The organism is Rhodopseudomonas telluris, assembly GCF_042432815.1.
Classification (GTDB): Bacteria; Pseudomonadota; Alphaproteobacteria; order Rhizobiales; family Xanthobacteraceae; genus Rhodopseudomonas; species Rhodopseudomonas telluris.
The window spans coordinates 992,112-1,016,911 of record NZ_JBHLWM010000001.1; the positions used below are offsets into that span (position 1 = coordinate 992,112).

General features: G+C 66.3%; 20 protein-coding genes. 13 read left to right on the forward strand and 7 right to left on the reverse strand.

All coding sequences use genetic code 11. The features are described 5' to 3' along the window. The first annotated feature begins 166 nt into the window (after positions 1-166). From ACFFJ6_RS04580 to ACFFJ6_RS04605, 6 genes are read left to right on the forward strand one after another with little or no spacing between them, the layout of a single operon-like run. A complete protein-coding gene (locus tag ACFFJ6_RS04580; protein ID WP_378384821.1) occupies positions 167-1,033 on the forward strand; it encodes a branched-chain amino acid ABC transporter permease in 867 nt (288 codons plus the stop codon). A 4-nt stretch (positions 1,034-1,037) separates the two neighbouring features. Then, a complete protein-coding gene (locus ACFFJ6_RS04585; protein WP_378384823.1) occupies positions 1,038-2,060 on the forward strand; it encodes a branched-chain amino acid ABC transporter permease in 1,023 nt (340 codons plus the stop codon). Further along, a complete protein-coding gene (locus tag ACFFJ6_RS04590; RefSeq protein ID WP_378384825.1) occupies positions 2,057-2,809 on the forward strand; it encodes an ABC transporter ATP-binding protein in 753 nt (250 codons plus the stop codon). The genes ACFFJ6_RS04585 and ACFFJ6_RS04590 overlap by 4 nt, the downstream gene beginning before the upstream one ends. A gap of 7 nt (positions 2,810-2,816) precedes the next feature. Next, the gene (locus ACFFJ6_RS04595) at positions 2,817-3,539 is read left to right on the forward strand and encodes an ABC transporter ATP-binding protein (protein ID WP_378384827.1); all 723 of its coding nucleotides are present in this window, start codon (positions 2,817-2,819) and stop codon (positions 3,537-3,539) included. 20 nt (positions 3,540-3,559) lie between these two features. Then, on the forward strand, positions 3,560-4,678 hold the full coding sequence (locus ACFFJ6_RS04600; RefSeq protein WP_378384829.1) for a cobalamin-independent methionine synthase II family protein: 1,119 nt from the start codon (positions 3,560-3,562) through the stop codon (positions 4,676-4,678). A gap of 25 nt (positions 4,679-4,703) precedes the next feature. Further along, positions 4,704-5,111 (forward strand): hypothetical protein, encoded by a 408-nt coding sequence (locus tag ACFFJ6_RS04605; protein WP_378384831.1) that lies wholly within the window; start codon positions 4,704-4,706, stop codon positions 5,109-5,111. A 12-nt stretch (positions 5,112-5,123) separates the two neighbouring features. Here the strand turns inward: ACFFJ6_RS04605 and ACFFJ6_RS04610 are convergent, their stop codons facing one another. Continuing rightward, on the reverse strand, positions 5,124-6,431 hold the full coding sequence (locus ACFFJ6_RS04610; protein ID WP_378384833.1) for a UDP-glucose dehydrogenase family protein: 1,308 nt from the start codon (positions 6,429-6,431) through the stop codon (positions 5,124-5,126). Between the two features lie 196 nt (positions 6,432-6,627). On the opposite strand from ACFFJ6_RS04610, the gene ACFFJ6_RS04615 reads away from it, so the two are divergent. The 4 genes from ACFFJ6_RS04615 to ACFFJ6_RS04630 all read left to right on the forward strand — a co-directional run bounded on the left by ACFFJ6_RS04615 (position 6,628) and on the right by ACFFJ6_RS04630 (position 12,026). After that, positions 6,628-7,980: a hypothetical protein gene (locus ACFFJ6_RS04615; RefSeq protein ID WP_378384835.1), complete on the forward strand. Its 1,353-nt coding sequence runs from the start codon at positions 6,628-6,630 to the stop codon at positions 7,978-7,980. Between the two features lie 62 nt (positions 7,981-8,042). Then, a complete protein-coding gene (metK, locus tag ACFFJ6_RS04620) occupies positions 8,043-9,239 on the forward strand; it encodes a methionine adenosyltransferase (protein WP_378385727.1) in 1,197 nt (398 codons plus the stop codon). Between the two features lie 181 nt (positions 9,240-9,420). Beyond that, on the forward strand, positions 9,421-10,836 hold the full coding sequence (gene ahcY, locus ACFFJ6_RS04625) for an adenosylhomocysteinase (RefSeq protein ID WP_378384837.1): 1,416 nt from the start codon (positions 9,421-9,423) through the stop codon (positions 10,834-10,836). Between the two features lie 287 nt (positions 10,837-11,123). Continuing rightward, the gene (locus tag ACFFJ6_RS04630) at positions 11,124-12,026 is read left to right on the forward strand and encodes a restriction endonuclease (protein WP_378384839.1); all 903 of its coding nucleotides are present in this window, start codon (positions 11,124-11,126) and stop codon (positions 12,024-12,026) included. Between the two features lie 225 nt (positions 12,027-12,251). Here the strand turns inward: ACFFJ6_RS04630 and ACFFJ6_RS04635 are convergent, their stop codons facing one another. From ACFFJ6_RS04635 to ACFFJ6_RS04645, 3 genes are all read right to left on the reverse strand, one after another. Next, positions 12,252-12,788, reverse strand: coding sequence for a DUF6790 family protein (locus ACFFJ6_RS04635; protein ID WP_378384841.1), 537 nt, complete (start codon positions 12,786-12,788; stop codon positions 12,252-12,254). A 191-nt stretch (positions 12,789-12,979) separates the two neighbouring features. Continuing rightward, on the reverse strand, positions 12,980-16,144 hold the full coding sequence (locus ACFFJ6_RS04640) for an autotransporter domain-containing protein (protein ID WP_378385729.1): 3,165 nt from the start codon (positions 16,142-16,144) through the stop codon (positions 12,980-12,982). Between the two features lie 987 nt (positions 16,145-17,131). Beyond that, positions 17,132-18,085 carry an alpha/beta fold hydrolase gene (locus tag ACFFJ6_RS04645; RefSeq protein WP_378384843.1) on the reverse strand — a complete coding sequence of 318 codons (954 nt, stop codon included), beginning with the start codon at positions 18,083-18,085 and terminating at the stop codon, positions 17,132-17,134. Positions 18,086-18,187: 102 nt separating this feature from the next. Between ACFFJ6_RS04645 and ACFFJ6_RS04650 the strand changes: the two genes are divergently transcribed. Beyond that, positions 18,188-19,147 (forward strand): LysR family transcriptional regulator, encoded by a 960-nt coding sequence (locus ACFFJ6_RS04650; protein WP_378384845.1) that lies wholly within the window; start codon positions 18,188-18,190, stop codon positions 19,145-19,147. A gap of 94 nt (positions 19,148-19,241) precedes the next feature. Here the strand turns inward: ACFFJ6_RS04650 and ACFFJ6_RS04655 are convergent, their stop codons facing one another. After that, on the reverse strand, positions 19,242-19,379 hold the full coding sequence (locus ACFFJ6_RS04655) for a hypothetical protein (protein ID WP_378384847.1): 138 nt from the start codon (positions 19,377-19,379) through the stop codon (positions 19,242-19,244). Between the two features lie 333 nt (positions 19,380-19,712). Here ACFFJ6_RS04655 and ACFFJ6_RS04660 point away from each other — a divergent pair, with 333 nt between their 5' ends. Beyond that, positions 19,713-19,922 carry a DUF2934 domain-containing protein gene (locus ACFFJ6_RS04660; RefSeq protein ID WP_378384849.1) on the forward strand — a complete coding sequence of 70 codons (210 nt, stop codon included), beginning with the start codon at positions 19,713-19,715 and terminating at the stop codon, positions 19,920-19,922. 88 nt (positions 19,923-20,010) lie between these two features. On the opposite strand, the gene ACFFJ6_RS04665 is transcribed toward ACFFJ6_RS04660, so the two are convergent. Next, the gene (locus ACFFJ6_RS04665) at positions 20,011-20,457 is read right to left on the reverse strand and encodes a hypothetical protein (protein WP_378384851.1); all 447 of its coding nucleotides are present in this window, start codon (positions 20,455-20,457) and stop codon (positions 20,011-20,013) included. 215 nt (positions 20,458-20,672) lie between these two features. Then, positions 20,673-22,772 (reverse strand): DEAD/DEAH box helicase, encoded by a 2,100-nt coding sequence (locus tag ACFFJ6_RS04670; protein WP_378384853.1) that lies wholly within the window; start codon positions 22,770-22,772, stop codon positions 20,673-20,675. A 324-nt stretch (positions 22,773-23,096) separates the two neighbouring features. Between ACFFJ6_RS04670 and ACFFJ6_RS04675 the strand changes: the two genes are divergently transcribed. Continuing rightward, positions 23,097-24,602, forward strand: coding sequence for a sensor histidine kinase (locus ACFFJ6_RS04675; protein WP_378384855.1), 1,506 nt, complete (start codon positions 23,097-23,099; stop codon positions 24,600-24,602). The last annotated feature ends 198 nt before the right edge of the window (positions 24,603-24,800 follow it).

The window sequence follows — 24,800 nt, forward strand, 5'->3', positions numbered from 1 at the left end:
GTTCGGCAAAGCCGGGCGTCTCGAAGGATGGGCCTCACGCCCGAAGCCCTCGTGCTTCGAGACGGCCCTGCGGGCCTCCTCAGCATGAGGGCTTCTCCTCTCCTTCCGATGCACCCCGAACACGGGGCGCATTCCGGAATGACGACAGCGAAGTGAATAGTCTCGCATGACCTTCCTCACCATCCTGTTCGACGGCGTCGCTTACGGCATGTTGCTGTTCGTGCTGGCGTGTGGGCTGGCGGTGACGCTGGGGCTGATGAATTTCGTCAACCTCGCCCACGGCGCTTTTGCGATGGCCGGCGGCTATGTCTGCGCCGTGCTGGTCAACAAGATGGGCTGGCCGTTCTTCGCGGCGCTGCCGATCGCCTTCCTCGCCAGCGCGCTGATCGGCGCGCTGTTCGAGCGGCTGCTGTATCGCCACCTCTACGATCGCTCGCATCTCGATCAGGTGCTGTTCAGCGTCGGCCTCGTCTTCATGTCGGTCGCGGCGGTCGATTTCGTCATGGGCTCGTCGCGCGTGTTCATCACGCTGCCGGAGGTGCTGCAGGGGCAGATCGACCTGTTCGGCGTCGGCATCGGCCGCTACCGGCTGATGATCATCGTGATCTGCGGCCTGCTCACCGTCGCGCTGCAATTGACGCTGGCGAAGACGCGGTTCGGCAGCCGGCTGCGCGCCGCAGTCGATGATCCGCGCGTCGCCTCCGGCCTCGGCATCAACGTGCCGCAGGTGTTCGCGCTGACCTTTGCGTTCGGCTGCGGGCTCGCCGGCTTCGGCGGCGCGCTCAGCGCGGAGATCCTGGGGCTCGATCCGTATTTCCCGCTGAAGTTCATGATCTACTTCCTGATCGTTGTGACGGTCGGCGGCTCGTCGTCGATCACCGGTCCCTTCCTCGCCTCGCTGCTGCTCGGCATCGGTGACGTCGCCGGCAAATACTATCTGCCGAAAATGGGTCCGTTCATGATCTACACCATCATGATCGTGATCCTGATCTGGCGCCCCAACGGCCTGTTCGGCCGCACCGCCGCCCGGTAACCGCATGAGCGCCCCTGCTGACAATGTCGGTTTTCACGCCCGCCGCAGCGGCCGCTGGCGCGCTGCCGAATTCGTGTTCTGGCTGGCGCTGATCGCCGTCGGCTTCCTGTTCCCGTCGCGCTATCTGATCATGACCGACATCGTGCGGATCGGCCTGTTCGCGCTGTCGCTCGACCTGATCCTCGGCTACGCCGGCATCGTCTCGCTCGGCCACGCCGCCTTCTTCGGCGTCGGCGCCTATGCGGCCGGCCTGATGGCGCTGCACGGGATCGTGCCCGAGCCGGTGCTGGCGCTGCTGGTCGCCGGGCTCGCTGCCGCCGTGCTCGGCTTCGCCACTAGCTTCCTGGTGATCCGCGGCGTCGATCTCACCCGGCTGATGGTGACGCTCGGCATCGCGCTGCTGATGGAAGCACTCGCCGAACGCTTTTCCGATATCACCGGCGGCACCGACGGCCTGCAGGGCATCGTGATGCAGCCGATCCTCGGCGTGTTCGAGTTCGACATCTTCGGCAAGGTCGGGTTCTGGTACAGCGTCGCGGTGCTGTTCGTGATGTTCCTGCTGGCGCGGCGCATCGTGCATTCGCCGTTCGGCCTGTCGTTGCGCGCGATCCGCAACAATCCGCTGCGCGCCGCGGCGGTCGGCATTCCGGTCAACCGCCGGCTGGTCGCGGTCTATACGCTCGGCGCTTTCTACGCCGGCATCGCCGGCGCGCTATTCACCCAGACCACGCAGCTCGCCTCGCTCGACGTGTTCTCGTTCGAACGCTCGGCCGATCTGGTGCTGGTGCTGGTGCTCGGCGGCACTGGTTATCTCTATGGCGGGCTGATCGGCGCGGTGATCTTCAAGATCCTGCAGGAAATCTTCTCGACCATCACGCCGCAATACTGGCTGTTCTGGATCGGCCTGGTGCTGGTGACGATCGTGCTGATCGGCCGCGAGAGGCTGGAGCGCTGGGTGCTGTATGTGCCGCGCCGGCTGACGAAGCTGCTGCGCGGCTCGAAGCCGGCCGGCGGAGGCGCCGCATGAGCTACGCGCTGCAGACCATCGGCCTCGACAAGCATTTCGGTGGCCTCCACGTCACCCGCGATTTGTCGCTCAATATCGCGCCCGGCGCGCGCCACGCGCTGATCGGGCCGAACGGCGCCGGCAAGACGACGGTGATCAACCAGCTCACCGGCGTCCTCAAGCCGAATGGCGGCCGTATCCTGCTCGAAGGGCAGGACATCACCGCGATGCCGGTGCACAAGCGCGTGCTGCGCGGCCTGTCGCGGACCTTTCAGATCAACCAGCTTTATGCCGATCTGACGCCGCTGGAGACCATCGGTCTCGCGGTCTCGGAGCGCTCCGGCCACGGCGGCGACTGGTGGCGGCGGATGGGCACGCGCGCCGACATCAACGACGAGATCGCTGAAAATCTCACGCGCTTCCATCTGCTCGACGTGATGAACGAGCCGACCGGCCGGCTGCCTTACGGCAAGCAGCGGTTGCTGGAGATTGCGGTCGCGATCGCCACCAAGCCGCGGGTGCTGCTGCTCGACGAGCCCGCCGCGGGCGTACCGGAAAGCGAGCGTCACGACATTCTGGCCGCGGTCGCCAACCTGCCGCGCGACGTCACCGTACTGCTGATCGAGCACGACATGGACCTGGTGTTCTCCTTCGCCGACCGCATCTCGGTGCTGGTCTCCGGGGGGCTGCTCACTGAAGGTCCGCCCGACCAGGTCGCGCGCGATCCGCAGGTCAAGGCGGTGTATCTCGGCGAGGACGCGCATGTCTGAGGCGGGCATGTCTGAGCTGCTGACCATCGACAAGCTGCGCGCCGGCTATGGCGAGGCGGTGGTGCTGCCCGAGATGTCGCTGCGTCTTCCGGAAGGCGAGGTGCTGGCGCTGCTCGGCCGCAACGGCACCGGCAAGACCACGCTGATCAATTCGATCGTCGGCGTCACCCGGCGGTTCTCCGGCCGGATCAGCCTTGGCGGTGTCGATATCACCTCGCTGCGGCCCGACCAGCGTGCCCGCGCCGGCATCGGCTGGGTGCCGCAGGAGCGCAACATCTTCAAGTCGCTCACCGTCGAGGAGAACCTCACTGCGGTGGCGCGGCCGGGGCCGTGGACGGTCCAGCGGATCTACGAGATGTTTCCGCGGCTCGAAGAGCGCCGCAGCAATTTCGGCAATCAGCTCTCCGGCGGGGAACAGCAGATGTTGGCGATTGGCCGGGCTCTGACGCTCAATCCGAAGCTGCTGCTGCTCGACGAGCCGACCGAGGGGCTGGCGCCGATCATCGTCGACGAGCTGCTGGTGGCGATCGGCGCCATCACGCGGTCGGGCGGTATCTGCTCGATCGTGGTCGAGCAGAATGCGCGAAAAATCCTCGGGCTCGCGGATCGCGTTGTGATATTGGAGCGCGGAACGGTCGTTCACGAGGCGCCCAGCGCGGCGCTGAAGGACGATCCGGCGACGCTCGAACGCTATCTCGGCGTCTCCGGCGCCGCTGCCACCAAGAGCTGATCCTGCCTGGGAGTGAGACGATGCAAAGAACCAAAGCCCCCTTCCGCGCCGACGAGGTCGGCAGCCTGCTGCGCCCGCAGAGCATCAAGGATGCGCGCGCCAAGCTGGAGAAGGGTGAGATCACCGCCGCCGATCTGAAGAAGATCGAGGACATGGAGATCGAGAAGGTCGTCCACAAGCAGTCGGCGATCGGGCTGAAGCTCGCCACCGACGGCGAATTCCGCCGCTCGTGGTGGCACTTCGACTTTCTCGCCAAGCTCACCGGCGCCGAACTCTATCATCCCGACACCGGCATCCAGTTCGCCGGTGTGCAGACCCGTAACGATTCGATTCGCGTCATCGGCAAGCTCGACTTCCCCGATGATCACCCGATGCTCGATCACTTCCGCTTCCTGAAGAAGCACGCCGACATCGCGCATGTGACGCCGAAGATGACGATCCCGTCGCCGGCCGTGCTGCACTTCCGCGGCGGCCGCAAGGCGATCTCCAAGGAGGTCTATCCGGATCTCGACGGGTTCTTCGAGGATCTGGCCAAGACCTATCGCAAGGCCGTCAAGGCGTTCTACGACGCCGGCTGCCGCTACCTGCAGTTCGACGACACCGTCTGGGCCTATCTGTGCTCGCAGGACGAACTGGAGAAAGCGCGCGCCCGCGGCGACGATCCGGATAATCTGCAGCAGATCTACGCTCGCGTGATCAACTACGCGATTGCCGATCGGCCGAGCGACATGGTGATCACCACGCACGTCTGCCGCGGCAACTTCCGTTCGACCTGGATCTCGTCCGGCGGCTACGAGCCCGTGGCCGAGACGCTGCTGGCCGGCATCAACTACGACGGCTACTTCCTCGAATACGATTCCGAGCGCGCCGGTGGCTTCGAGCCGCTGCGCTTCCTGCCGAAGGGCAACAAGGTCGTGGTGGTCGGCGTCATCACTTCCAAGTTCGGCGAGCTCGAAAAGCGCGAAGACATCAAGCGCCGGCTGGAAGAGGCCGCCAAGTTCGCCCCGCTGGAGCAGCTCGCGCTGTCCCCGCAATGCGGCTTCGCCTCGACCGAGGAAGGCAACATCCTGTCCGAGCAGGAGCAGTGGGACAAGCTGCGCCTCGCCGTCGAAGTCGCACAGGAAGTCTGGGGTAAGTAAGCGGGTGGCGCGAGCGGGGCACGGCATGGTCCGGCTCGCCGCGCTGCTGCTCGTCTTCAACGTGATCGCAGCGGGCGGCACGCCGCCCGCTCACGCCCAGGCCGCGTTCCTGCTCGGCGACTGGCAGCAGATCGCCAGCAACGCCGGCAAATGCCCGACCTGCCGGATCAACCTGTCGAGTCGCGGCGATGATGTGATGGTCGCCGCCAACAACGGTTGGTCGGCCGTCGTGGCTGAGCAGCCGCGCCCGGACCGCGTCATTCTCACCGGCAGCGGCCGATGGCAGGTGCGGAGCAGCCGGCTCGACGGAAAGCAATTCACGGCCGACTTCGAACAGCGCGGCGATCGTCTTTATATGACGATGCGGATCGTCACCGGCGGCCGCGAATGGACCGTCAACGCAGTCTACGGCCGCCTCTGGCTCGGCTCCTGATCCGGCGGCCGCTCAGCCGCCGCGGCCGACGCCGTGGTAGTTGAAGCCATGCTCGGCCATCTGTTCGGGCCGGTACACGTTGCGCAGGTCGACGATCACCGGCTGCCGCATCGCGGCCTTCAGGCGGGCGAGGTCGAGGGCGCGGAACTGCACCCATTCGGTGACGATCACCAGTGCGTCGGCGCCCTCGGCGCACGCATAGGCGTCTTCGCAATAGGTGATGTCGGGGAGTTCGGTCTTGGCCTGCGTCATGCCGACCGGATCGAAGGCCCGCACCTTCGCGCCCATGTCCATCAGCCCGGTGACCAGCGGGATCGACGGCGCCTCGCGCATGTCGTCGGTGTCGGGCTTGAAGGTGAGGCCGAGCACCGCGATGGTCTTGCCGCGGAGATTGCCGCCGAGCGCATGGGACACCTTGCGGGCCATCGCGCGCTTGCGGTTGTCGTTGACGGTCAGCACGGCTTCGACGATGCGCAGCGGTGTCTCGTGATCTGCCCCGATCTTGACCAGCGCGCGGGTGTCCTTGGGGAAGCACGAGCCGCCGAAGCCGGGGCCGGCGTGCAGGAATTTGGGGCCGATGCGGTTGTCCATGCCGATGCCGCGGGCGACGTCCTGGACGTCGGCGCCGACCTTCTCGGCGAGATCCGCCATTTCGTTGATGAAGGTGATCTTGGTCGCGAGAAACGCATTCGCGGCGTATTTGATCAGCTCGGCGGTGCGCCGCGCGGTGTACATCAGTGGCCCCTGATTGAGCGACAGCGGCCGGTAAATCTCGCCCAGCACCTTGCGGGCGCGCTCGTCCGAGGTGCCGATCACGATGCGGTCGGGAAACTTGAAGTCGCGGATCGCCGCACCCTCGCGCAGGAATTCCGGGTTCGAGGCCACCGCCGCGTCGGCGTCCGGGTTGGTCTCGCGGATCAGCCGCTCGACCTCGTCGCCGGTGCCGACCGGAACGGTCGACTTGGTGACCACCACGGTGAAGCCCTTCAGCGCCGCGCCGATCTCCCGGGCCGCCGCATAGACGTAGCTGAGGTCGGCGTGGCCGTCGCCGCGCCGCGACGGCGTGCCCACCGCGATGAACACCGCATCGGCCTCGCCGACGGGGGCGGTCAGGTCGGTGGTGAACCCGAGCCGGCCGGCCTTCACATTGGCGGCCACCAGCTCGTCCAGCCCCGGCTCGTAGATCGGGATCTGGCCGTGATGCAGCGCCGCGATCTTGTCGGCGTCCTTGTCGACGCAGGTCACGTCGTGGCCGAAATCGGCAAAACACGCCCCAGATACCAGCCCCACATAGCCGGTTCCGATCATCGCTATTCGCATCGCACACTCGTCGTTTGGCGCCCCGGCAGATTGGCGGGGTGGTGGCCTCTTAACAGAAACAGGGGCGTTTCCAAATGACAGCCGGATATCGGCGCGAGGCTTTCCAGGTTCCAATTTGAGCCGGAGGGTTGCTTTTGTCCGGTGGGCAGGCGATGGTGCGGCTTCCCACTGAACTCGATCTTCCCACTTTGGACGTATGAAGAACGACCAGCTCCTCAGCCGGATTTCCGACTATTGCCGCCTGGCGGGGATGGCCGAGTCGACGTTCGGTCGCCGGGCCGTCAACGACGGCAAGCTGGTGCACCGGCTGCGCGAGGGGAAGCGGATCACCGTCGATACGCTGGAGCGGATCGATGCGTTTCTGGCCGCCGGCCTCGGCACGCCGCCGCCGCCGCGCGGCCTGGTGGTGCCGCCGGAGCGGCGCGACCCGCGCAGCAATTTCCGCTTTTTCGAGAACCGCCAGAAATATCTGCTGTTCGTTCACACCTGCAGCGAGAAGCGGGTGGTGGCGGACCGAGTCGCGCTGGAACTCGGCAGCATCCATCCGCGCCCGCCGGCGCTGCGGGTGTTCGACGCCGGCTGCGGCGATGGGACGGTGCTGGCGCGCGTGCTGCGGGCCATGCATGGCCGGTTCCCGCATATGCCGTTCTACGTCGCCGGCAAGGAACTCAGCCTCGAGGATCTCCGGCTGACGCTGGAGAAGGTGGCGGACCGGCTGTTCGAGCATCCGGCCTCGGTGTTCGTCTTCACCAACATGTACTACGCCGAGGCGCCGTGGCTGACGCCGGCGTCGCCCACCGCGGCCGCTGGCATGATCTGGCACGAGGTGCCGCTGCGCGGCGCATCCTCGGGCGAATTCGAGACCCAGATCGCCGAGCTCGGGCCGTTCCTGCAGGAGAACTGGCGCGCCGCCGTCAGCCCGCGCTCGGGAATGCCGGTGTACGAGCGCCCGGTGGCGATCGTGCTGTACCGGGAGGACCACCGGTTCCTGCTCGATTCGGTGATCCCGCGGGCGGGGCGGACCGAAGCGAATTTCGACCTGATCATCGCTTCGCAACCCTACCGGGCCAAATCGAGTGTCAACTTTAGGGCTAAGCGGATCATCGCGCCGCTGGCCCGCGCGCTGCGGGCCGGGGGGCGGCTGATCGGAATTCACTCCCACGGCCACGATCCGGGGCTGGAAATCGTCCAGGCGGTCTGGCCCGATGAAAACCCGTTCTCTGTGAGCCGCCACGAGCTGCTGCGTGCGGTGAAATACGAGCTCGGATCGGCCGGGCGGGACCTCAATTTTAACGCTTATGCGGATAGCCGGTCGATCTTCCGTTATGATATGGAGGCGCTGCCAAACGAGGTCACGGGGTCTATCGGCAATTCGACGGCCTTTGCAGCCTGGAATGCCGCGGTGTATGTCGCGCAAATCGAGGATGACCGGCTGACGGAAATGACCCAGGGCGGCCACTATCTGGAAGCCACCAGAGAGGTTTTGCGCAAGCACAGCGGGCTCTGGTTTTACGACGAATCCTACGTCATCTCGCGTCGACGCGACTGACTTTTCAGGGATATATCATTCACGAAGCGCCGCCGGTGGGTCCGGTGGATAAGGGGTTGGTGATGCGTGCGTCTTATCTGTTCACGAGTGAGTCGGTGTCGGAAGGTCATCCGGACAAGGTCTGCGACCGGATTTCCGACGAAGTCGTCGATCTGTTCTTCCGCGAAGGCCCGAAGGCCGGCATCGATCCCTGGGCGATTCGCGCCGCCTGCGAGACGCTCGCGACCACCAATAAGGTTGTGATCGCCGGCGAGACCCGCGGCCCGTCATCGGTCACCAACGACCAGATCGAGAGCGTCGTTCGCGCCGCCATCAAGGACATCGGCTACGAGCAGGAAGGCTTCCACTGGAACACCTGCGACATCGAGATCCTGCTGCATCCGCAGTCGGCCGACATCGCGCAGGGCGTCGACGCGCTGCAGCCCGGCACCAACAAGGAAGAGGGCGCCGGCGACCAGGGCATCATGTTCGGCTACGCCACCAACGAGACGCCCGACCTGATGCCGGCCCCGATCTTCTACGCTCACAAGATCCTGCGGCTGATCTCCGAAGCCCGCCACTCCGGCAAGGAGAAGGTGCTGGGCCCGGATAGCAAGAGCCAGGTCACCATCCAATACGAGAACGGCAAGCCGGTCGGCGTCCGCGAGATCGTGGTGTCGCATCAGCACCTGGTCGAGGACATGACCTCCGAGCAGGTTCGTGAGCGCGTCGAGCCCTATGTCCGCCAGGCGCTGCCGGCCGACTGGATCTCCGACAAGACGATCTGGCACATCAACCCGACCGGCAAGTTCTTCATCGGCGGTCCTGACGGCGACACCGGCCTGACCGGCCGCAAGATCATCGTCGACACCTACGGCGGCGCGGCCCCCCACGGCGGCGGCGCATTCTCCGGCAAGGATCCGACCAAGGTCGATCGCTCGGCCGCCTATGCGTCGCGCTACCTCGCCAAGAACATCGTCGCGGCGGGTCTGGCCGATCGCTGCACCCTGCAACTCGCTTACGCCATCGGCGTGGCGCGGCCGCTGTCGATCTACATCGACACCCACGGCACCGGGAAGGTCTCGGAAGACAGGCTCGAGAAGGCGGTCGCCGAGGCAATGGACCTGACGCCGCGCGGCATCCGCACCCATCTCGACCTCAACAAGCCGATCTACGCCCGCACCTCGTCCTACGGCCATTTCGGCCGCACCCCGGACGCCGACGGCGGCTTCTCCTGGGAGAAGACCGATCTTGCCGACGCGCTCAAGCGCGCGGTGTAACCGCTTCCCCTCTCCCCTTGTGGGAGAGGGTGCCCGAACGAAGTGAGGGCGGGTGAGGGGACTTCGCAAAACCCCTCACCCAATCGAATATGGAACGAGCGTTTGTGCAGCCCTCTCCCACAAGGGGAGAGGGCGCAATCATCGGCGTTGCCGACAACCTCTCTAAACCGCAGGAACCCGCATGACCGCCAAGTTCACCGATTACATCGTCAAGGACATCGGCCTCGCCGAATTCGGCCGCAAGGAGATCTCGCTGGCCGAGACCGAAATGCCGGGCCTGATGGCGACCCGCGAGGAATACGGCCCGAAGCAGCCGCTGAAGGGCGCACGGATCGCCGGCTCGCTGCACATGACGATTCAGACCGCGGTGCTGATCGAGACGCTGGTGGCGCTCGGCGCCGACGTGCGCTGGGTGTCGTGCAACATCTATTCGACCCAGGACCACGCCGCCGCGGCGATCGCCGCCGCCGGGATCCCGGTGTTCGCCATCAAGGGCGAGAGCCTCGAGGACTACTGGGCCTACACCGCCCGGATGTTCGACTGGCACGGTGGCGGCACCCCGAACATGATCCTCGATGACGGCGGCGATGCCACCATGTACGTCCATCTCGGCCTGCGCGCTGAGAACGGCGACACCGCCTTCCTCGACAAGCCCGGCTCCGACGAGGAAGTGATCTTCTTCGCGCTGCTCAAGAAGCAGCTCAAGGAGAAGCCGAAGGGTTACTTCGCGGAGATCGCCAAGAACATCAAGGGCGTCTCCGAAGAGACCACCACCGGCGTGCATCGCCTCTACGACATGCAGAAGGCCGGCACGCTGCTGTGGCCGGCGATCAACGTCAACGACTCGGTGACCAAGTCGAAGTTCGACAACCTGTATGGCTGCCGTGAATCGCTGGTCGACGGCATCCGCCGCGGCACCGACGTGATGATGTCCGGCAAGGTCGCGATGGTCGCCGGCTTCGGCGACGTCGGCAAGGGCTCGGCGGCGTCGCTGCGCCAGGCCGGCGCCCGCGTCATGGTGTCGGAAGTCGATCCGATCTGCGCGCTGCAGGCGGCGATGGAAGGCTATCAGGTCGTGACCATGGAAGACGCGGCGCCGATCGCCGACATCTTCGTCACCGCCACCGGCAACAAGGACATCATCACCATCGAGCACATGCGCGCGATGAAGGATCGCGCCATCGTCTGCAACATCGGCCACTTCGACAACGAGATTCAGGTCGCCACCCTGAAGAACATGAAGTGGGACAACATCAAACCGCAGGTCGACGAGATCACCTTCCCGGACGGCAAGCGCATCGTGCTGCTGTCGGAAGGCCGCCTCGTGAACCTCGGCAACGCCACCGGCCATCCGTCCTTCGTGATGTCGGCGTCGTTCACCAACCAGACGCTGGCGCAGATCGAACTGTTCGCCAACAACAAGGACGGCAAGTACAAGAAGGAAGTCTACGTCCTGCCGAAGAGCCTCGACGAAAAGGTCGCCCGCCTGCACCTCGCCAAGATCGGCGTCAAGCTGACCGAACTGCGCAAGGACCAGGCTGATTACATCGGCGTCAAGGTCGAGGGGCCGTTCAAGGCGGATCATTATCGGTATTGAGAAGGGGAAGGGCGGCGGGCGCGGTTTGGCGCGGCCGCTGTTACCTGCTCACGCCGTCATGGCCGGGATTGACCCGGCGATCCCTCTGAAAACAAAAAGCCCCGGAGTGATCCGGGGCTTTTTGCTTGGTTGCGCCACAGCTTCTCGCTGAAGTTGATACGACTTGCTCAGTTGCACGCAGGCTAGACGCTCGATATCGTTGCGCCATTAGTACTCTCCATGTCCCCGCAATGCGTTATCCGATGCGCTTGCTGCGGAAATATTTATCGAATGAAGTAGGGTGCCTCATGCCTGAGATTACAATTCCGCGCACTGGCGCACACTTACGTAGGTTGTTTGAAATACTTTTGGCGAATCCTGAGGGGCTGCAAGCCCGTGAAGCCCTCAAACAATTGGCAGCGTCCGTACAACTGACACCGTATGAGGCTGGACTATACGAGAGCACCGGCACGCCTCGATTTGAGAAAATTGTTCGTTTCGCTACGATTGATTGCGTGAAGGCCGGCTGGCTTGTGAAGAACAAGGGAATTTGGTCGGTCACCCACGCCGGTCAGCAGGCGTATAAAGACTTCTTTGATCCAGAAGCTTTCTATCGTGAGGCAATAAGGCTCTACCGAGAATGGCGGGTCGGCGCTCCAACCAAGCCCCAAGTTGAGGGCTTGGAGGAATTCGACTCCGCGGAATCCGCAAAAGCTGAAGCTAGTATTACCTACGAAAGGGCGGATGAACAAGCTTGGGACGAGATCGAAACTCACCTGCGGGCAATGCCGCCCTACGAGATGCAAGACTTGGTCGCCGGACTTCTGAAGGGGCTTGGCTATCACATCGCGTGGGTGTCTCCACCCGGAAAGGACGGCGGCATCGACATCATTGCGCATACGGACCCGCTCGGGACGCAGCCGCCGCGAATAAAGGTTCAGGTCAAAGGCGGCAATCAGAAAATCGATTTGCCTACTCTGAATTCCTTTCTCGCAGTCGTCGACAGCGGCGATGTGGGGCTTTACGTATCGGTTGGCGGATTTACCAAGGATGCCGAGGATACTGCTCGCAAGCAAACTGGCCGCAAGGTGACGCTGATCAACGCCGAGCGTCTAGTGGAGCTTTGGATTGAGGCATATCCAAAGTTGGATCAGAAGTCTCGGCAGCGACTTCCGCTCTCGCCGATCTATTTTTTGACACCTGAGGATTGATATCCGGTTCTTTGAGATGAAAGGCGAAGTTCGTAAGTTGGATTCCCGTAGGGCGGATTAGCGCAGCGTAATCCGCCATTGCGCCGACACGAGCCCTACGATTGCGCTTCCGCTCGCGCGGTTCGAACAGCGTCACAGGGTCGATCAGGAAAATCGCAGATCGAGGTCGCGCATCCGCACGGGCTCGCGCGAAAACTCGCCGTCATCGTGCGGCATCGCAAAGAATTAGTTGGCTCCGGGAGGGGAAACGCTCTCGCTCCGCCGCCACAGCCACAATAGCACCCCACCAAACAGCGGAATGCCGATGTCCGTGTAAAACACCGCCCCCGCATTGCCCGGGGCGAAATTGTGCTGCGTGACCATTTGATTGATGTGACCGACGGCAGCGCCGAGCGTGAATACGCTGGCGCCGACGATCGCGGCGAGGCGGAGGTCGAAGCTGCGGAAGGCGGCGAGGAAGCCGACGACGGAAAAGCCGAGGCTCGCGGTGGCGACTTCGAACTGGAACGGGCTGTCGGCCCAGCCGATGAACGCCGCAGACATCTTGCCGAAGAAGCCGTGCATGACGAAGTTGTAGAAGTAGCAGACGCCGATCGACCAGAACACGTGCCAGGCCAGTAGACGTTCGATCACGTCATGCGATCGCCGCGGCTTCGGTGCGCGGGCGATCGCACCCAACGCGACCAGCAGGCCGATGACGAGGAAGCTCAGCGAATAGTTCGACAGCACGAAGACGATCGATGCCCTGATCCATTCCGCCATGCCGCTTTCTCCGCTCGGTGACGAGACGCGCCGAAACGCACCATGCGGGGCGCAAGCGGGGCGTGGATAGCACCAAGTCGGACACGGGCCGTCAAGCGCAGCTCAACGCTCTGTGACGGGTATCGCGCGTGTCTGCGGAGGCCGATCGTCAGCGGCCCGGGCTCACCGCGGCGGCGGCCCGGGCCTGGACGTTACCACGTGTAGCGGACGACGCCCTTGCCGGCGAGGCTGCGGGTCACGTTGGAGAACTCGCCCTCGACGGTGGCGGCGGTGGACCAGCCGTTCAGCCATTTCACTTCGGCGGAGCCGGTGACGAGGGCGGAGTCGGAGGCCTGCGCGGCGCCGTTGACGACGAAGCTGGCGCCGGGCAGCGCCTGGAAGGTCGCGCCGATGCCGCGATCGGGGTTGAAGTCGTGCGCCCAGGCCGCGCGGCCGCGCAGCGTCAGGATGGCGCTGTCGAGCACATAGGCCTTGTCGGTGCGGACGCCGAGTTCGCTGCGGCTGCTGGTGACGCTCTTGGACGCATAGGCCAGCGCGAAGGTGCCGGCGCCGGACACGACGGTTTCTGCGTAGGACGGCAGATCGAAGGTGGTGAACTGACCGGCCGCATAGGGCGTGACGCCGAGGCCGTCCGTGAGCGGCGCGATGAAGCGATAGCCGGCTTCGGCGCGGCCCGACCAGGCATTGGCGTTGAAGCGCGCGCGCAGGCGATCGACGCCGGCGACCGTCACGGTGCGATCGGTGGTGACGTCCTGCCAGCCATAGGCGAGCGCGCCGGCCAGATAGGCCGGGCCGACCGTGTGCCGCGCGAACGCGCCGATCTGGAACAGATCGGAGCTGCCGCTGCCGCCATTGGCGACGCTGTAGTTGGTGCCGCCGCCGGCCATCGCGAAGCCCGCGATGGTGAACGGCGAGAACCGGTAGTCCGCGCCCACGGCGGTGCCGTAGATCCGCGACGTCGCGGTGTTGGAGCCGACCGCGGCATTGCCGTCGGTGGTCTGCGATCCGCCGAAGCCGGCGGCCCAGATGCTCCAGGGCTGCACCGGCGCCGGCGGCGCCAGCGGGGCCTTGGTGTAGATCGCCGCGAGCGCGTTGTTCGGGTTGCGCTTGCCCGCGTAAGCGAGTGCGTCGTCCTCGGCCGCAAAGCCCGGCGCGCGGCCGCCATTGCCGGCCTCGCCGCGGCCCGCCGCGAACGGATCGGTCATCACCCCCATGAACTGCGTCATGGCGTTGAAGGTGGTCTGCTGTGTCCCGGTCGGGCTCTCGCCGGCGGCCTGCGACAGGCCGTTCGGCGACAGATTGGCGTACACCGCCGGAATGCCGCCGGTGCGGTTGAAGAAACCGGTCAACGCGTTGCCGACGTTGCGCTGGTTGGTGTTGAGGCCGGCATTGCCCGGCCCGGGCTGCGGCTGGAAATTCAGCACCAGGTTGAGATACGCGTTGTTGGCATCGTAGCTCAGCGTCGAATGGAAATTGCTCGGCGTGTTGGTGCCGGTCACCGCTCCGAAGGTGCCGCTGATGCCGCCGGTCGCGGTCAGAATGGTGTACTGCTTCTGGATGTAGCTGCCGTTCGCGAAGGTCGCGCCCACCGCCGCGCCGCCGAGCGTCGCCGTGCCGGTGACGGTGGCGAACGACGCCGTGGTCGGATTGACCTGCACCAGATATTGCGCGCCGGACTGGAAGGCGAGGTTGCCGACGATCGCCATCGACGAGCCGGGCGTGCCGTTGCCGGGCGTGAAGGTGCCGCTGATCGTGGCGTTGGCGCCGGTCACCGTGCCGGCGCCGCTCAGCGTGCCGAAGGTCTTGTTGAAGCCGTTGAGGTCCAGCGTCGCGCCGGAGGCGACCGAGAAATCGGTGCTGGCCCCGAACGCCGCGGCCGTTCCGGCGCGCAGCGTGCCGCCGTTGACGTTGGTGGCGCCGGTGTAGGTGTTGGTGCCGGACAGCAGCAGCGTGCCGTCGCCGCTCTTGTTCAGCGTGCCGGCCGAAGCGCCGTTGGCGACCACGCCCTGCAGCGTCGTGGTGGTCGCGCTGGCGACGTCGATGGTCGCCGAGCCGGTCAGCTTGAAGTCGCGGCCGTTGGCGAACGTCGTCGTGCCGGTCACGGCCAGCGTGGCGCCGCTGGAGATCACGACGTCATTGGCGACGTTGCCGAGGTTGGTGGTGGCGGCGACCGACAGCGTGCCGGCGCTGATGTTGACGTTGCCCGTAAAGGTGTTGGCGGCCGACAGCACCAGCATGCCGGGGCCGGTCTTGTTGATCGCCGTGTTGACGCCGCCCGTCGTCAATCCGGTACCGCCGATGGTGTTGGCGTAGGTCACGGTGCCGCCGGTCACGCCGATATTGGCGGTGACGCCGCTGAGGAAGATGCCGGCGCCCTGCGCGGCTCCGGCCGCGGCGCTGAAGCCGTTGATGGCGCTCGGACCAATGCCGATGCCGGGCGTGCCGGCTGCACCGCCGGTGACGGCCGCGCCGCTGATCGGCGAGTCGAGAATGGTCAGCGTGCCGCCGGTCGCCACGTAGATCGCGCCGCCGTTGCCGGCGCCGCCGTTGCCGCCGGCGCCGCCGTCGGAGCCTGGTCCGGGGCCGCCCGCACCGCTGGCGTTGGTGGCGCCGTCGCCGCCGGTGCCGCCATTGCCGCCATTGGCGTTGCCGGAGCCGCCGGGGTTGTTATTCGTATAGGTCGTGCTGTTGGTGGTGCCGGAGCCGCCGCCGCCGCCGCCGCCGTCGCCAAGACCTGCGCCTGCGGTGCCGGCCGTGCCCTGGCCGCCGGCGTGTCCGCCGGTGCCGCCCGCGCCGCCGCCGCCGCTCGCGCCGCCATTATTGGCCGCGCCGCCGGCGCCGCCGTTGCCGCCATTGACCGGATCGGCCGCCGCATTCTGGGCGCTGCCGCCATTGCCGCCAGCGCCGCCGGTGGCGGTGTTGCCGGTGAAGGTCACGTTCGCGATCGTGACGTTGGCGCCGCTGCCGACCAGCAGGCCGCCGCCCGCGCCGAGACCGCCGCCGCCACCGCCGCCGGAGCCGTAGGACAGGCCGCCGCTGTAGTAACCGTTCTGTCCGTTCTGGCCGTTGCCGCCGATCGCCGCGGTGTTGCTGATCGTCAGGCTGGAAATGTTCACGGTCGGCGCATTGGCGCCATTGACCTGGATGCCTTGAAACGCCGAAGCGCCGTTGATGGTCTGGCCGTTGCCGGTGATGTTGACGACGACGCCGGAATTGCTCGCCTGAAGTTGCGCCAGAGAGCTCGACAGGGTGAAGCCGGAGGTGACGTTGATCGTCACGGTCGAGTTCGGACCCGCCGCGGCGACGGCAGCCACCGCGGTATTCCAATCGGCCTGATTGGCGACGTCGATCGCCATGGCTTGGGTGGCGAACAAACTGCTCGCAGCCACCAAAGCCCATGCGAGCCAGCGGCGCCGGCGCCGCGCGGTGGTAGCCGGGACTAGGGCCGTCGTGTGGAGCAGCTCATCGCTGTGACCGCGTACGTAGTTCGGTACGTCCGTGTGATCGATGTCGCTATTCCGGCGACCGGCCGTATCGACGGCGTCGCAGTCGAATTGGAAATACCGCATCTTTCCTCGCCAGATTTCAACCGGAGCTTTGAAGTAATAGCTTGCTATCGAAACGCGCCGCGCGATCCGCGCGCCTTTCAAATACAAGCATGCTTCATCGACGTGCTCCACGCTGGAATCTGAAGCGGGTGGTGCAAAGTTCCGATTTTTGGATCTCGTTGCTAATTAGTAACAACCGGAAAATTGCGGGGAGAGGAATGCGTAGGGTGTCTGAGCACCGCTTGATAGTCGGAGAAGCGATTGTCGGCAAGGCGCGGCGCGGTGAAAAACGCCTCGTACAGCGGGATAAGTTTCGTTATCGCCGTAGAGTAGCGAGGGGTTGCCTGATGCTCGTTTGCGGTGTGTGCGCTCGACGTGAATCTGGTGCATTTCGGTGATGGTGTTCGTTATCGATCAGAGATTGATCCTTATCGAAGTACCTTCCGACGGTGATGACGTCACACGCGAGTGCTTGTCCGAGCGAGATTCGTTCAGTCGTCACACAAGCCGAGCGGGGGCGATGGCCGAAGCTGATCGCGAAAGGCCGGCGTGCGATTTTGTGCGGTACATCACGTAGGAGACGACGGGTGTACCGGGGACGTGTTACTTGCTGAAATCCGGAAGCCGGCGGATTGCTTCGCGCGCGTAAGACAGCGTCAAATTCCGCGAGTCGGTTTCTCGATAGTGCCGACCGCAGGATCGCGCGTATTTCCCCTCGATCGAGCGTTCGGCATTCGCGCTGTCCTGCAAGGTCACGATCCGGCTTGTCGCATCACTGCTTGTGGAGCGCGGCCATCACTGGCCGCGCTTGGCATCGAGGAACGTCCGGATCGCCGCCACGGTCGCGGCCGGCTGCTCCTCCATCAACCAGTGGCCGGAGCCGGCGATCACGCTGTCCTGGACGTCGCTGGCGCCGGCCTGCATCACCTGGGCCATCCCGGCGCCGAACGAGGCCGAGCCGCCGATGGCGAGCACCGGCATCGTCAGCTTGCCGTGCGCGGCAAGCCAGGCGCGGTTGTCGATCGCGTCCTGATCGAACGCGGCGAACTGCCGGAAGCCGGCGTGCATCTTGCCGGGAGCGGCGTAGAGCCGGGCGTAGTGGACGCGCGCGGCCTCGGGGAAGTGTTTTGGATCGGCCGAAAACTCGTTCCAGAACCGGTCGAGATAGATCCGCTCGCGGCCCTCGACCAGCCGCTCCATGTCCGGCCCGCCGAACCGGAAGTGCCACAGCAGCGGGTTCTTCAGGATCTCCTCCCACGGCCCGATGCCGGGCACCGGCGCATCCATCAGCACCAGCTTCGTCACGCGCTCGCCGTGCCGCGCCGCCAGCGCATAGGCGACCATGTTGCCGATATCGTGCGCCACCACCTCGGCGCGCGTCGCGTGCAGCGCGTCCATCACGCCGGCGATATCCTCGGCCTGGTTGACCTTCTCGAAGCCGGTGTCGGCGCGGGCCGACAGCCCCATGCCGCGCAGATCGGGGACGATCACCGTGCGGGTCGGCGCCAGTTCGGCCGCGAGCGGCGCCCACATGTCGCCGGTCTCGCCATAGCCGTGCAGCAGCACGACCGCCGGCCCGCTGCCGCCGATGCGGACGTGCAGGGTGGTGCCGTTGGCGGCGATCTCCTGCGTGCGGAAGCCGGCCGGAAAGTCAGTCGCCTCGGCCGCGCGCGCGGCTGGTGCGCCGGATAGAGTGATCAGCGCGGCGGCAGTCGTGGTCAGCCGGCGCAGGGCAGCAGCTTTGGTCATGGCGATCTCCTCGGTGCGTTCTTCGATGCGCACAAGCTAGACGCCGGCCGGGCTTGCGATTAGTCAGGGAGCAGGCGAAGGATTTTTGATCGGGACGCAAAGATGCCTGTCGAAACCTCCGACCGTGCCCGCGAGCTCGAAGTGTTCTGCGCCGTGGTCGATGGCGGCAGCTTCTCGGCGGCGGGGCGCAAGCTCGACCTGACGCCGTCGGCGATCAGCCGGACGCTGGACCGCATCGAGGCGCGGCTCGGCGCGCGGCTGTTGCTGCGCACCACGCGCGTGTTGACGCTGACCGCGGAAGGCCGCGCTTATCTCGCCGCCGCGCGCCGCATCCTCGCCGACCTCGACGAAGCCGAGCAGGCGATCGCCGATCAGGGCGCGCCGCGCGGCCGCATCCGGGTCAGCGCCGCGCTCGCGCACGGCCGCATCTGCATCGTGCCGCTGCTTGGCGAATTTGTGCGGCGCTATCCGCACATCCTGGTCGACATCAATCTCAGCGACGCGTTGGTCGATGTCGCGGCCGGGCAGGCGGACATCGCGATCCGCGGCGGCCCGCTCGCCGACAGCGCGCTGATGGCGCGGCGCCTCAGCGAGAACGGCCGCACCATCGTGGCGTCGCCCGATTACCTGGCGCGCTGCGGCGTGCCCCAGGTGCCGGAGGATCTGCACCAGCACAACTGTCTCAATTTCAGCTTCCGCCGCGCCGAGCCGGTGTGGCCGTTTCGCCGCGACGGGCTCGACTACGCACTCAAGGTGAGCGGCGCGATCGAGGCGAACAGCGGCGAGACGCTGGTGCAGCTCGCGCTCGACGGCGTCGGCATCGCCCGCGTCGGCGACTTCGCGCTCGGCGACGCCATCGCACAGGGCCGGCTGGTGCCGTTGCTGCAAGCGTTCAATCCCGGCGACCGGGAGATCTTTCACGCGGTGTTCGTCGGCGGCGCCAACACCCCGGCGCGCATCCGTGTGTTCGTCGATTATTTGATCGAGCAGCTCGGCGATAGCGCCGGCAAGACCTCGAAGCCGGCGCGCCCGGGCGGCCGATCAGCGGCCCGGCAGGCGTAGCCGGGTAAGCGAAGCGACAGACGACAGCTCATCGAGCGATGCCGCGTCCGCGTTCACCGGATCGCGTCACCCTTCGTCCGGTCGCCGCCCGGAGTTATTTCTTCTTCTTGTTCGAGTCGAACGAGGGCTGCCAGTTGCCGGGCTTCTGGCTCGGCGCGGCGGCGATCGTCTTGGCCTTTTCCTTCTTGGGCTTCTTGGTCTCGCGATTACTCTTCTGCTCGCCTTTGGCCATGACAGGCCTCCTGTTGGATGGGATGAATTGGATGCCGATCTCGACACGCGCGGAGCCGCGGCGGCGACTCAGTGGCCGCGCACGCTCGCCGGCGCACCGTGCGCTTCTCGCGGCGGATGATCCATGGATTTCGCGCGGCCGGAGCAATGCGCGCCGATCGGCCTGAGCGGTTCGCAGACGAGCGCGCCGGCGCGGGCGCCCGCCGTCGGTGAGCGCGGAGCTGATATCATTTGATACGTCATCTCAACGCTCTAGCGTCATGCGGCACGCAACGCTTTGGCAGTTTTTTAACCGTGACCCGGCATCGTCACCGCAACGCAACAGGAGCTGTCGATGCAGGATATGGAACAAGCGATCCGCGAGCGCGCGTATCATCTGTGGACCGAAGCGGGCCGGCCGGACGGCAATCCCGACGCGTTCTGGCTCAGCGCGCAGCGCGAACTGCTGGCGCAGTCGCTCGAGCAGATCGCGACCGTCAAGCCGTCCGAGCCGAAGAAGGCCGCCAAGAAGGCATCGTCGTCGCGCAAGTGCAAGGCGGCGTGAGCCGGCCGGGCTGCGGGCCGCGCGGCCGGCAGCTCATTTGGCGGCGGAGAGCCGGTGCGCGGCGGCGAAGCTGCCGCCGCGATGATGGTCAGATGTCGCCATAGGCTTCCAGGAAGACGAGTTGTGAGTGCCTCGTCGCCTGGGTGTAGCCGATGATCGCGCAGGATCGCGGATCCCAGCGCGGCGCGGGGCCGCTGAGGATCAGGTTCTCACGCCCATCGAAACGCCCGCTGACCTCGTAGGGCGCCGGGCTGCAGCCCGCTTTAAATACATAGGCGACGCCATCGACCCGCGCGCCGATCCGGCGCCCGGTGAACAGGATCGTGCCCTCGCGCACGCCGACCGAAGCCAGCCCCGGCCGCGGCGCCGCGTAAACGATCGTCACCGAGTCGCCATTGAACTCCATGGCGACGGCCGATCCGTTATGCGTGTAGCTTTCGGTGTAGCTGCTGCGCTGCTGCGACATTCCCGCGACGGCGCTCGATACGCCGCCGAGCGCCAGTACGAGTCCAATGAGTGGTGCTGAAATCCGCAATGATCCCTCCTCGCAACGTGTCGCGAGCGAGGGTCCCGTCGGTGTCGAACCGGCCGGCACGTCGCCGCGAACCTGAGTAACGGGGATAGTTGTGCGGGCGGCGGGTGAACGGAAATGGAATCGGTTAGTTAGGATTGTAGCGACAGCCGCGCCTTTGATCGAGATCAAAGGCGCGTAGCTCGTGATGGCGCGGATCGCGACGCAGAGCGCTGTCGTCAGCTGCGAAATTTCTTCGCCTTCTTCTTGAAGCTCGAACTCTTGGCCGACGGATCGGCGCGGCGCGCCTTGCTGACATAGGCCGGCTTGTCGTCGCGCGACTTCGGCTTCTTCTTGAAGCCCTCCGGCGTGAAGCCGTCCTTCTTGTAGCTGTCCTTCTTGAAGCCGTCTTTGCTCGGGCGGGAGCCGGCCTCTTTGAAGGCCGCATCCTTGCCGCGCGGCGCGCGCTGATCGTCGAAGCTCTTGCTGCGCGGTCGCTCGTCGCGGCGCGGATCGGCCAGCGGCTCGATCTGCGGCGACCAGGAATCCGGACGCTTGCTGTGCCGCGTCGCGCGCTCGGACTTGCGCTCGTAGGGAGCCTTCGCCTCGTGCGAGGACTTGGCGGCCGGCCGCTCGTCGCGCTCCACGATCGGCTTGGCGCCGATCAACGGTTCGATGCGGATATTGTCGTCCTTGTCGGGACGCTTGATCTGCGCGGCGAAATCCACCGCGGCCGCGGCCGAGATTTCGAATTCGGTCGTGGTGTCGAGAATGCGGATCGCGCCGATGTCCTGCCTTGTGATGCCGCCGCGGCGGCAGATCATCGGCAGCAGCCAGCGCGCCTCGGCGTTCTTGCGCTTGCCGATCGCGGCGCGAAACCACACGCCGTCGGCCATGCTGTGCTTCTCGCCGGCCTTCGCCGAGCGCGCCCGCGGAGCCTTGTCCCGCGGGCCGTAGTCGCGCTCCTCGCGCGGCGCGCGGGCGTTCCTGCCGGCGTCGCGATCGTCGCGGCCCCGCGGCGCGCGCTCGCCCGGATCGAGAATGTCTTCCGGCGCCGGCAGCCGCGCGCGATACAGCCGGGCCAGTGCGATCGCGATCTCTTCGGCGCTGCGCTCGGCGAGCAGCGTCTGCGCCAGCGCCTGATCGTCGGCGCTGGCCTCTTCGGTGAACAGCTCGTCCTGCATCATGCGCTGCTGATCGAGCGCACGGATCTCCTCGGCCTGCGGCGCGGTGCCCCACACGGCGTCGATGCCGGCGAGGTTGAGCAGCGTCTCGGCGCGCCGCCGCCGCGCCGGCGGAACGAGCAGGACGCTGATGCCCTTTTTGCCCGCGCGGCCCGTACGGCCCGAGCGATGCTGCATCACTTCGGGATCGTTCGGCAGGTCGGCGTGGATGACGAGGCCGAGATTGGGCAGGTCGATGCCGCGCGCCGCGACGTCGGTGGCGACGCAGACGCGGGCGCGGCCGTCGCGCAGCGCGTTGAGCGCATTGGTGCGTTCGTTCTGGGTGAGTTCGCCCGACAGCGCCACCACCGAGAAGCCGCGCTCGAGCAGCGCAGTCGTCAGATGCGTCACGCCGCTGCGCGTCGCGCAGAACACGATCGCGGTCGGCGACTCGACGTAGCGCAGCGTGTTGACCACCGCATGCTCGACATCACTCGGCGCGATCCGCACAGCGCGATATTCGATATCGGCGTGGCCTCCGTCGCGGCCGGCGACTTCGATCCGGAAGGCGTCGTGCTGATAGGTCTTGGCGAGCGTGATGATGGTGCGCGGCAGCGTTGCCGAGAACAGCAGCGTGCGGCGGGTCTCGGGCGTGGTCTTGAGGATGAACTCCATATCCTCGCGGAAGCCGAGATCGAGCATCTCGTCGGCTTCGTCGAGCACGACCGCCTTGAGCTGTGACACATCAAGCCGGTGGCGGCGCAAGTGATCGCACAGCCGGCCGGGCGTGCCGACCACGATATGGGCGCCGGCTTCGAGTTCGCGCTGTTCGCGGCGCGGGTCCATGCCGCCGACGCAGGACACGACGCGCGCGCCGGCTTCGCCATACAGCCAGCCGAGCTCGCGGTGCACCTGCAGCGCCAGCTCGCGGGTCGGCGCCACGATCAGCGCCAGCGGCGCGGCGGCGCGGTCGAAGCGTTCGGCATCGCCGAGCAGGTCGCGGGCGATGGCGAGGCCGTAGGCGACGGTCTTGCCGGAGCCGGTCTGCGCCGACACCAGCAGATCACGACCGGCGGCGTCCGGCGCCAGCACGGCGCTCTGCACCGGTGTCGCCTCGGAATATTGGCGCGCCGCCAGGGCTCGCGCGAGCGGCGGGGGAGAAGACGAAAATGGCACGGGCAGGCAACCTTCTGGGCGATAACGCCGAATGGGAAATCCCGACGGCTCGATCGGAGCCGTGACAATCCGCGGCCGCAAGCGGCAGGCGATGATGGGAGGTCGGGAACGTTTACGCCAAGACGGGCCAAAGCGCCAATCATTCCTCGGAGAGGCCGTTTCCGGGCCCGGCCGCAGGGGCTGCGGCGGCCGGAACCCGGCCCTTGGGCGCCTGTCGGATATTACCTCTAGTCGTGCTTCCACAACCTCGCGTATGGTTGCGGGGCGGGCTGCCCGCAGTTTTTTCAGCCGCTGGCCCGGTCGTCAGCGCCATCCGTGCTCGCGATGTCCTCGTCCGATCGTCAAAGTCTCGTCCGGCCGCCGGCGGCCGATCAGCCGGTGTCGCTGGCGCAGCGCGTGGTCGGGCTGATGCAGCGCATCGGGCTGCGTTTCGAGGACGCCGCCGTCGAGCGCCACTTCGTCGAAACCTTTGTGCACGGCAGCCTGCGCTGGACCCAGGCGGCGATGCTGCTCGGCGCCATGACCTATGCGGGCTACACGTTCTGGGACTGGGTGCTGTATCCCGAAGTCGTGCCGACCACGCTGGCGATCCGCGGCGGCACGGCGCTGGTCGTGCTGCTGCCGCTGACCGCGCTGATCGCCTTCGCCCGCAACTGGACCGAGCCGATCCTGCTGCTCTATTGCGTCATTCCCGGCTGCGTGCTGCCGTTCATCTATCTGGTGCTGCCGTCGGGCTTCACCTTCGCGTCGGCGGGGATGATCATCGTCATCCTGTTCGTCTCCACCATGCTGCCGCTGCGGGTCGGCTCGCTGCTGGTTTTCTGCGTCACCACCTGGCTGGCCTTCGCCTTCGTCGAGTGGCTGGCGCCGTCGCTGCCGAGCGGGCTCGGCTTCATCAATCACTTCCTGATCGGCAATGCCTATCTGCTGTCGCTCTACGCGGTCGGCGCGCGTGAGTATCGCGCCCGCCGGCTGTTCGAGACCACCGAGGCGCTGCGCCGCGAAACCGCGCGCGCCGAGGCGTCGCTGCAGGCGCTGCAGGCCACGCAGGCGCATCTGGTGCAGGCCGAGAAGCTCGCCTCGCTCGGCCAGCTCGTCGCCGGCGTCGCCCACGAGGTCAGCACGCCACTCGGCCTCGCGCTGACCACCTCGACCACGATGCAGGGCGACGTCCAGGGCCTGTCGCAGATGGTCGGCAGCGGGCAGGTCCGCCGCTCCGAACTGGTGCGCGGCATCGGCCGGCTGGAGCAGGGCCTGCAGCTCACCTGGCAAAGCCTGCACCGCGCCTCGGAGATGATCCACACCTTCAAGCAGGTCGCGGTCGATCAGGCCAACGAGCAGCAGGAGACGTTCGAGCTACAGGGCTGGCTCGGCGCGACGTTCGACAAGCTGAAGCCGCTGCTGGCGCGGCGCGGCCTCGCGGTTGATATCTCCGTGCCGCCGGGCGTCCTGCTGCACAGTTTCCCGGGCGCGCTCGGCCAGGTGATGGGCATCCTCGCCTTCAACGCCGCCGAGCACGGCTACCCGAACGGCGCCGGCGGCGTCTTCACCGTGACGGCGACGCAGCCGGACCCGGCGACGGTCCGCATCGTCTGCGCCGATCGCGGCGTTGGCATCACGCCCGAGCTGCGCGATCGCATCTTCGATCCGTTCTTCACCACCAGCCGCGACACCGGCAGCGCCGGCCTCGGCCTGCACATCGCCTTCAACCTGGTGGTCTCGACCCTCGGCGGCACCATCGAGCTGATCGAGCAGGAAAGCGGCGCCGCATTCGCGATCGAGCTGCCGACGAACCGGGCGGGGACTCCCGCTGCGACTCACCTGTCTTGAGAGTGAGCGAAAACCCGACGTCAGTTGATGACTACGTCGCCTGTTTTCGGTCGGCGCGTCGGTGTATCGGCCACCGTTGTGCGATAAGTAACATGTCTCCGTTGCCGGACACCCGTCGGTATTTGACTTGCATCAATACGTCACGCGTCTGTTAGGTCGCACAAATTGTCCGCTTTGTTTGTGACGTGTTAGAGTGTG